We start from the raw sequence: 9,496 nt of genomic DNA on the forward strand, positions 1-9,496 counted from the left end.
ACCTTTTTGAAATTTGCCCAAAAATCCTTTTGGTTTATCATTCATCTTATGACCTTTGAAAAATGCGGCCGCCATAATTGGCACCAGGGTCATAGAGAAAAAACGGGAACCAATCATTGCCAACGAAACCGTAATGGCCAATGGTGTAAATAGATATTTGGAGATACCTGTAAGAAAAATAATGGGAAAGAAAACGATGATGATAGTAAGCGTGGTAACCAGTACCGGCAATGCCACTTCTTTTGCACCATCAAAGGCAGCCTGCTCTGATGTTTTTCCCATGTTTAAATGTTTGTCGATATTTTCAAGTACCACAATACTGTCATCCACTAATAATCCGATGGCCAGCGCAATGCCACCCAAGGTCATACTATTAATAGTATCGCCTGTAAAATAGAGGCCAATAAAGGCAAACATTATCGAAAGCGGTATACTTAAGGCAACAATAAAAGTAGAGCGGAGGTTGCCAAGAAACAACAGCAATGCTATGGAAACCAGTATCAAACCAATTGTACCTTCTTTTAAAAGGCCGCTGATAGAATGCCGTACATAAGTTGATTGGTCAAGGATCACATCTAAGTTCACCGATTGTGGCAACCGGGTTTTTAGATCTTTCAATTTGCCTTTTACGGCATCAACGGCTGCAATGGTATTTGCTCCTGTGCGTTTATAAATCGGGATGTACACCTGTCTTTTTCCATTAATGTGCACCATATTAGTCTGGATGGCACTTGCATCTTTTGCATAACCGATATCCTTCAAAAAAATGGGTGCTCCGTCTTTGCCCATTTTAATAACGATGTTATTAAAATCGTCTACTTTTGGCAGCATGCCATTGGCATTTACGCTATAGTTCATATTACCGATGTTCACATCACCGGTAGGTATCATCACGTTGTTCTTTTGCACTGCTTCTACCACATCGGTTTGCGAAAGCCCATACGCCTGCAGTTTTTCGGGATGCACATACATGTAGATGCGGCGTAACTTACCACCAAATACGGCTGGTGCTATTATGCCTTTTACTGAACCTAGCAGGTTACGCAATTGAAAATAGGCGATGTCATACAATTCTTTTTCAGAAAGGCTATCACTGCTAACAGCCAGCATAGCCAAAGGTGTTGATGCCGTGGGATCGTACGGCATAACCATGGGTGGTACCGTACCGGGAGGTAAATAATATAGATCGGACATGGCCAGGGATGTAACCTGTGATAAGGCAGTATTAGGATCAATGCCTTCCTCAAAAATATCTTTTACAATGCTTACGCCAATCAGACTTTTACTTTCTTGCCTTTGTATGCCGCTGGCCTGACCTGTCCACCGTTCTATACGACTGGTAATATCAGTTTCCATTACCTGGGCAGGCATGCCAGGGTATAAAGTAAGTATTTGAACGGCAGATGTTTTGTAGTTTGGGAGAATGTCAACAGGCAACCTTTGTATGACCACAAAGCTGATTACAGCTATCAACAGCGACAATACAATGACCAGGTATTTATTTTTAAACGCTAATTCTAACATGGGATTCCTTTGTTAAATGCAGGAAACAGCTACAACATGCAAAGGCATGAAAAACCGAACAGCACAATGAATAACACTTGGGTTAAAACACAATATCCCCTAACCAAATTAGACGGAATGTCTGTTGTAGTAAAGAGGAATTAGCCCAAAGGAGGCCCACGTAAAGATAAGGTTGGTGATGGCGGTCCACCCCGGCAAGAAAACATCGGGATAGCGAGACTTTCGGACATAGCAACAACCAGCGGAAGCTTTATGGCAGCTGGTAAGATGAATACACCAGTTTCAAAGTTGTTGTAATAATTCGCCTGTTGGTATTGTTTTTCCAGCTGAACATTGTGGCATTCAAATTCTTGTGGCTGAAATGTAGTACTGAGCAAGCTTGCTAAGTTAGCATTGGTTGCATGTATTTTGCAATTGCCATGAAAACGCGAACCATCTTTATTGTAACAATAATGGGTTTTAAACGTGAACGAATACACGCAGAAAATAACCAGAAAAAATATGGAGGCTAATTTTATCAAGTAGTCAAATATAACGTTTCCTATTGTTTTGACTTGTTAACTGTATTTAATTAACTATTTATTGGTTGAATTAAAAATTTATAATTTTTCCTTAATGCAGATATTTTTATTTTCAGAAGAGTAAAAAAGTTGCTCTTTTTATTGTGGACATTTCTTGCTTATGATTGTTGGAATCAGCGTATGAATTTTGTTTAAAGAGATGCTGACGCTACAAGAATTTTATTTTTTGTTTAAAAAAAAATACAAAATACTCTTAACCCTCGCTTAACTTAAATCAATAGGTACTAATTAAATACGGCTGTATGTTTGCATTTCATTTAAAATATTTCAATAGGTGTACAAGCGTTTTTTAGTCTTTTTTATTTGCTTTAATTGTTTCACACAACTTTTACCGGCACAGCAAAAAGTAGATTCCCTTACTATTTCATTGCCACAAGCTGAAGAATTATTTAGAAAAAATAACTTACAACTTCTAGCTCAGAAATATAGTATTGATAGTGCCAGGGCAAATATTATTACAGCTAAATTGTATGACAACCCGGAGTTTGGTTTTGCCACCAGTTTTTATCAACCTGTTACTAAGAAGTTTTTCGACTTTAGCAATGATAACAGGGAAATAGGTTTACAATATAGTCAGTTGATAAAAACTGCAGGTAAAAGAAACAAAGCAATACAGTTAGCCAAAACGGGTGTACAAATTACAGAGTATCAATTTTACGACATCTTACGAACATTGAGGTACACTTTAAGAAATGACTTTTATAATATCTATTATCTGGAGCAAATACAGAGAGTGTATAATATAGAAATTCAGTCATTGCAAAAGACTACAGCGGCATTTGAAGAACAGGTACCCAAGGGAAATATTGCACTGAAAGAATTGATGCGCATCAAATCTCAACTCTACACTTTACAAGCCGAGTTGGTTAGCCTGCAAGGTACCATTGACGATGTACAAAGTGAATTTAAATTATTAATCAGGGCAAAGGCGTATGGGTATATTGTACCGCTTGCAACGATAGATGAAACACCTAAAAATATCGTTCAGAATGTATCGTATCAGTCGTTGGTAGATAGTGCTTATCTAAACAGGTATGACCTGAAAATGGCTAAATCTGCCCTTATCCAAAGTCAGCAAAACCTAAGTTTGCAAAAAGCCCTGGCGGTGCCAGATATAACGCTTTCGGCCGGATATGACAGATTGGGAAGTTTTGTAAAAAACTATAATAATATTGGTTTTGGTATCAGCGTACCGGTTTTCAATCGTAACCAGGGATATATCAAACAGGCCGATGCAATTGTTGCAGGTGCAAAAGTGCAGGTGAATGCAACGCAGGATGGCATTGAAAGCCAGGTGGCCAATGCATACCTGGGTGCTGTACGGGCCGAAAGATTATTAAATAGTTTTGATCCGGGATTTGAAAAAAAATTAAATACATTCATTTCGGAAGTTACCCAAAACTATGAGCGCCGCAATATTACACTGTTAGAGTTTATAGATTTCTATGATTCCTTTAAACAAAATGTAGTACAGTTAAATAACTTGCGCTTCAGCCTTGTCAGCCAGTTTGAACAATTAAATTTTACAACTGGTACCAACATTTTTAATCAATAAATTTTCCGGGTAAACACAATACTATTTTATGTTCAGAAAACTATTTCCGCAAATTATAATCACCTCATTTTTCATTGCAACGGTTTGTTTACTTTTTTCTTGTACGTCAAAAGAAAATTCTCCGGCAATAAAAAGGGAACAATATATTATTCCTGATTCACTGATGAAAATACTGGTTATGGATACTGTAAAAGTTTCTACGCTCACCAATTCCATCCGGTTTAACGGAGTAATAGATTTTAATACGGATAAGGTAGCAGGAATTTTTCCATTGGTAAGCGGTAATGTGCAGGATATAAAAGTAATGCTGGGCGATTATGTAAAGGCAGGACAAACACTGGGCGTTGTTAAAAGTTCTGAAATAGCCAATTACAATTCAGCCCTTATCAATACAGAAACAAATGTTCTTCTTACTAAAAGATTATTGCAGCAACAAAGGGAATTATATAAAAGTGGGCTTGCGTCGCAAGTGGATGTTACCAATGCAGAAGTTGCCAGCGAGCAGGCCGAGGCTTCAAAGGTTGCTGCGCAACGTATTTTAAGTATTAACGGAAATAACCTGCAGGGCGAATATTTAATAAAAAGTCCTATCAGTGGCTTTATAGTGCAAAAAAATATTACCAACGGCATGGCTATACGGAGTGACAATGGCAACAGTTTATTTACTGTTTCCGACCTTAAAGAAGTGTGGGTACAGGCCAACGTTTACGAAGCCAATATTGGAAAGGTACATCAGGGTGATGCAGTAGAAGTGAGCACAATTTCTTATCCGGACAGAATCTTTAAGGGAAAGATTGACAAACTAATGAATGTGCTTGACCCTGCCAACCGGGTAATGAAAATGAGGGTAGTGCTGAGTAACCCGGATTATATTTTAAAGCCGCAAATGTTTGCTACTGTAATGGTTAATAATAGTGAAAATAAAAATGCTGTTTCCATCAACAGCAGCTCTCTTATTTTTGACCATAGTCAGTATTATGTGCTTTTATATAAAAATAAGAGTGATGTGCAAATAACGCCTGTTGATATCATCAGCATTAATGGCAGCATAGTATTTATAAAAGGCGGGGTTCTTCCGGGTGATATATTAATCAGTTCGCAGGCTTTGCAGATATATGGGGCATTGAATGAATAAAACCTCGTGTATATTTTTTAAATAGCCAGATGAAAATCGATTTTGAAAAAAGCATTATAAAACAATCCTGCCAGGTAAACTAACGTGCTGTTGTTTGGCAAAAGGAAACGGGTAAGGTATTTTAAACCCGAAGTTAAAGGACATAGCACCAAAGCCTTCCGGGCAAAAAACTGTAGACAGTATTATAAAAATAGCCATTGCGCTTTGCTGGTATTGTAACCAGCAGGAAATGCAGGAAATTAAAGTAAATTTTTTCAATGAACAAGTTTTTGAGAAGCATTATCGGATTTTCTTTAAAGAACAGATACTTCATTATTTTTTGTGCTGTACTGCTAATTATTGGCGGTATCATCACGTTTAAAAATATGCCTATTGAAGCGTTCCCCGATGTTACCAATACGGAGATAAGCGTTATCACCCAATGGCCCGGTAGAAGTGCTGAAGAAGTAGAAAAATTTATTACCATCCCCATTGAGCTTGCATTGGCACCTGTTCAAAATAAAACCAGTTTACGCTCTACCAACATTTTTGGTTTAAGCTATATCAAATTGATTTTTAATGATGGGGTTAAAGATGCAGAAGCCAGGCAGCAGGTGATGAACCTGCTGGGAAATGCAACGTTGCCTACAGGAATACTAGCTTCTGTACAACCACCCACAGGCCCTACCGGAGAAATTTTCAGGTATACTTTGCGCAGTAAAATAAGGGATGTCAGGGAATTAAAAACCATGCAGGATTGGGTGGTAGACAGGCAACTTCGTTCCGTACCAGGCATAGGTGATATTACCTCTTTTGGTGGTAAAACAAAAACCTTTGAAATACAGGTAGATCCTGGAAAATTAACTACGCTCAATATAACTCCTTTAGATATTTTTACTGCTGTGCAAAAAACCAATATCAATATTGGTGGCGATATGATTATTCAAAATAACCAGGCTTTTGTTGTAAGGGGGATTGGTTTATTAAACGATATCAACGAAATAAAAAATATCGTAGTTACCAATAGCAACGGTGTACCAGTTTTAGTGAAAGATGTAGCGGAAGTTTCAATTTCTAATTTACCTCGACTAGGTTGGGTTGCAAGAGCCGATGGATTAATTGATTCAACTGGAACAAGACGAATAACAGATGAAGAAGATGTGGTAGAAGCCATTATCGTAATGCGTAAGGGTGCTAATCCTACTGAAGTATTGGATGCGATAAAGTTAAAAGTGGATAAACTAAACAATTATATACTACCACAGGATACTAAAATTGTTCCTTATTATGATAGATCTGATTTAATTGAGTTTGCCACACACACGGTGATGCACAATTTGGTGGAGGGGATACTGTTGGTAACGCTGCTGGTTTCGTTGTTTATGTTTAACTGGCGCACTACCTTAATTGTATCTATCATCATTCCTATAGCTTTATTATTCTCGTTTATCTGCCTGCATTTAATGGGTATGTCGGCAAATTTATTATCATTGGGTGCAGTGGATTTTGGTATCATCATCGATGGTGCAGTAGTAATGGTAGAAGGGATGTTTGTTATACTCGACCACAAAGCGATGGAGGTTGGGATGGACAGGTTTAATAAATTGGCCAAACTTGGACTCATTAGAAAAAATGGAGCTCAATTAGGTAAGGCTGTATTCTTTGCAAAGTTGATTATCATAACCGGCCTACTACCTGTGTTTGCATTTGAAAAAGTAGAAGGAAAAATGTTTTCCCCTTTGGCCTACACACTGGGTTTTGCATTGCTGGGTGCATTAATTACTACACTTACGCTGGTGCCTGTTTTGATAAGCATCCTGCTTCGTAAAAACGTACATGAAAAACACAATCCTTTTGTTCATCACCTCACAGGTTTTATGCTAAAAGGTTTTGCCGGGGCTTACAAAAGAAAAGAAATAGTAGTTATATTTTCATTGATTGTGATGGTGTTGGGAATATTTTCGTTTAAATTTTTAGGGAGCGAATTTTTGCCAGAACTGGATGAAGGTTCTATCTGGTTAAGGGTTCAGGCACCCTACAGCATTTCGCTCGAAAAATCGAAGGAAATAGCTACCCAGGCAAGAAAAATATTAATTCAGTTTCCGCAGGTAAAATATGCCGTATCACAAACAGGAAGACCCGATGACGGCACCGATGTTGCGGGCTTTTATAATAATGAATTTTCTGTTATGTTGTATCCTCAAGCAGAGTGGAAACCTGCTATGTCGAAAGATGAATTGATAGAAAAAATGAATGAAAAGTTATCCGTTATACCAGGTGTAGACCTTAATTTTTCTCAACCAATTATGGATAATGTGGAAGAGGCAGTAAGTGGCGTTAAGGGATCTATTTGTGTAAAAGTATATGGGGACTCACTTAATTATATGGAGCAAAAAGTAGGAGAAATAAATAAAATTTTGAAAAATGTAAAAGGTATTGCTGACCTGGGAATAATTTATAATGTAGGCCAGCCTGAATTGGATGTAAATTTTGATCAACAAAAAATGGCGCTATATGGTGTGGCAACTGCCGATGCCAACGCAGTAGTAGCAATGGCAATTGGCGGCATTGCAGCATCTTCCTTGTATGAAGGAATTAAAATTTTTGATATCCGTATTCGCCTGCCGGAACAATTCAGGCAAAATTCGGATGATATTGGCAACCTGCTGGTTCCAACGCAAAGTGGCAGTAAAGTTCCGATAAAGGAGATTGCCAATATAACTCAGAAAACGGGCGCCTGCCTGATCTTTAGAGATGACAATGAACGTTATTCTACTTTGAAGTTTTCTATCCGCGACAGAGACATGGGTAGTACTATTAAAGAAGCTCAGGAAAAAGTAAATAAGGCTGTGCAATTGAAAAGAGGTTACCGAATGGAATGGCAGGGGGATTTTGAAAACCAGCAAAGAGCGGAAAAAAGATTGATGCAGGTAGTTCCTGTTAGTCTTTTAATGATATTTCTTTTGTTGTTTACCATGTTTGGAAATTTTAAAGACGCATTATTAGTTTTTTTAAATGTTCCCTTTGCAATTGTAGGAGGTATTATGGCGTTATATATTACCGGAACCAATTTTAGTATATCCGCCGGTATTGGTTTTATTGCTCTTTTTGGTATTTGTATCCAGGATGGTGTATTATTGATTTCTGTATTTAAACAAAATCTTCAAAAAATGAAAGGGCAGTCGGCCTATTTGTACAATGGCATTAAACTGGGGGTAAAATCAAGGATACGGCCCGTGATGATGACGGCAATGATGGCTGCCATTGGTTTATTGCCAGCCGCAGTTTCTCATGGTATAGGTTCAGAAAGTTCAAGGCCATTAGCTAGAGTAGTAATTGGCGGCATCTTATGTGCCATGATTTTTTCATTATGGGTTTTTCCATTGATTTTTGGCTGGGCATATAGAAATTTCGATACAAAACATGTGGAAACCCCTGTTACAGACGATCAACCAGAAAAAAATAATTAGGGTTCATTTTTAAAGTAACATAAGTACAATTCACAGCAAGCATATTATTTTGGATAAGGCAACTTTCAAAAAATTTTTTTTTATAATCAGTTGTTTCCTGTTGGCAGGTGTAAACTCCTATGCGCAGCAGTCTTTTTTTAAACCTTCAGTAAACTATAACCCACAAAGGATAAAGGGCATAATTGTTACAGAAGCAATCGCCGGAGCGGCTGTCACTGCCTGGTTAAATTATCTTTGGTATAAAAAATTTCCACGTAGTTCTTTTCACTTTTTTAATGATAATAATGAATGGTTGAGCATGGATAAAGCAGGGCATGCTACTACCGCCTATAATATTTCAGTTGCACAAAATGATATATTAAGATGGGCCGGTGTAAAATCCGGGCAGGCCGCTTTTATAGGGTCATTTTCTGCCTTAGCCTTTATGACCATGATTGAAATAATGGACGGACATTCTGTTAAATGGGGTTTTTCAAAAGGCGATATGTTGGCCAATATTGCGGGCTGTCTTCTTTTTGATGGTCAGCAATTAATGTGGGGACAACAACGGATCAGCTTAAAATATTCTTACCATGCTACTATTTTCCCACATTATAACCCAGGTGAACTTGGTAGAAATTTGCCGCAAAAAATGTTAAAAGATTATAATGGTCAAACTTACTGGCTCTCATTAAATATTGCTTCTTTTTTACCTCAAACAAGTCAGTTTCCCCAATGGCTAAACCTTTCGGCAGGTTATGGTGGGGAAGGTATGATTGGAGCCGTAAAGAATCCAAAAGAAATTAATGGAAAAGCTGTTCCCTCCTTTGAAAGGTACCGCCAGTTCTATCTTGCTTTTGATGCAGACCTCTATCGCATTAAAGGTATTGCCCCGTCTGCCAATACACTTTTTAAACTTAATCGTTTTGTAAAAATGCCGGCTCCCGCTTTTGAATGGAATACTTTATCAAAAGGACAGTTTCATTGGTTTTATTTTTAATATTTTTGAAACTGTATTGTTGTGATATTTTTTTCGGTACAAAATATTGCAATAAGTGAGATGTGCCTTAATATCTTACCAAAGGGTACTCCTCTAATTTGTTGAATTAAAATACCCTTTATCAAATGCTTTACAAAATTCCTGGTAATCTTTTTCTACCTGTAAAGCATACTTGCCGGCGTAATTTGTAACACTCTTCTGCCAGCTTACATCAGTGCCAAATGAAATCAGTGCATCTGTAATTGCAGATCCCTCTCTGCCACTGCTGCGTAA

General features: G+C 37.7%; 7 protein-coding genes. 4 read left to right on the forward strand and 3 right to left on the reverse strand.

Features of this window, described 5'->3' with window-relative positions; all coding sequences use genetic code 11:
* Positions 1–1,524, reverse strand: a 1,524-nt coding sequence (locus tag H7254_RS19425) for an efflux RND transporter permease subunit (protein WP_301934553.1), incomplete at its 3' end; no start/stop codon positions are given.
* An 855-nt stretch (positions 1,525–2,379) separates the two neighbouring features.
* Here H7254_RS19425 and H7254_RS19430 point away from each other — a divergent pair.
* Positions 2,380–3,660 (forward strand): TolC family protein, encoded by a 1,281-nt coding sequence (locus tag H7254_RS19430; RefSeq protein ID WP_301934554.1) that lies wholly within the window; start codon positions 2,380–2,382, stop codon positions 3,658–3,660.
* A 178-nt stretch (positions 3,661–3,838) separates the two neighbouring features.
* Positions 3,839–4,795 carry an efflux RND transporter periplasmic adaptor subunit gene (locus tag H7254_RS19435; RefSeq protein WP_301934555.1) on the forward strand — a complete coding sequence of 319 codons (957 nt, stop codon included), beginning with the start codon at positions 3,839–3,841 and terminating at the stop codon, positions 4,793–4,795.
* Positions 4,796–4,849: 54 nt separating this feature from the next.
* On the opposite strand, the gene H7254_RS19440 is transcribed toward H7254_RS19435, so the two are convergent.
* The gene (locus H7254_RS19440) at positions 4,850–5,053 is read right to left on the reverse strand and encodes a hypothetical protein (protein ID WP_301934556.1); all 204 of its coding nucleotides are present in this window, start codon (positions 5,051–5,053) and stop codon (positions 4,850–4,852) included.
* On the opposite strand from H7254_RS19440, the gene H7254_RS19445 reads away from it, so the two are divergent.
* Together H7254_RS19445 and H7254_RS19450 are read left to right on the forward strand one after the other, a co-directional pair.
* Positions 5,053–8,244, forward strand: coding sequence for an efflux RND transporter permease subunit (locus H7254_RS19445; RefSeq protein ID WP_301934557.1), 3,192 nt, complete (start codon positions 5,053–5,055; stop codon positions 8,242–8,244). The two genes, H7254_RS19440 and H7254_RS19445, sit on opposite strands and share 1 nt — an antisense overlap.
* A gap of 100 nt (positions 8,245–8,344) precedes the next feature.
* A complete protein-coding gene (locus H7254_RS19450; protein WP_301934558.1) occupies positions 8,345–9,223 on the forward strand; it encodes a DUF2279 domain-containing protein in 879 nt (292 codons plus the stop codon).
* A gap of 93 nt (positions 9,224–9,316) precedes the next feature.
* Here H7254_RS19450 and H7254_RS19455 read toward each other — a convergent pair.
* The coding region (locus H7254_RS19455) for a hypothetical protein (RefSeq protein ID WP_301934559.1) at positions 9,317–9,496 on the reverse strand (180 nt) is incomplete at its 5' end.

Origin of the sequence: Ferruginibacter sp. (genome assembly GCF_014377975.1) — a bacterium.
In the GTDB taxonomy this organism is placed as follows: domain Bacteria; phylum Bacteroidota; class Bacteroidia; order Chitinophagales; family Chitinophagaceae; genus Ferruginibacter.

Bases quoted from the DNA above. Each gene is read 5' to 3' on its own strand.
- H7254_RS19435 (WP_301934555.1), top strand. From the start codon at position 3,839: ATGGATACTGTAAAAGTTTCTACGCTCACCAATTCCATCCGGTTTAAC.
- H7254_RS19445 (WP_301934557.1), top strand. From the start codon at position 5,053: ATGAACAAGTTTTTGAGAAGCATTATCGGATTTTCTTTAAAGAACAGA.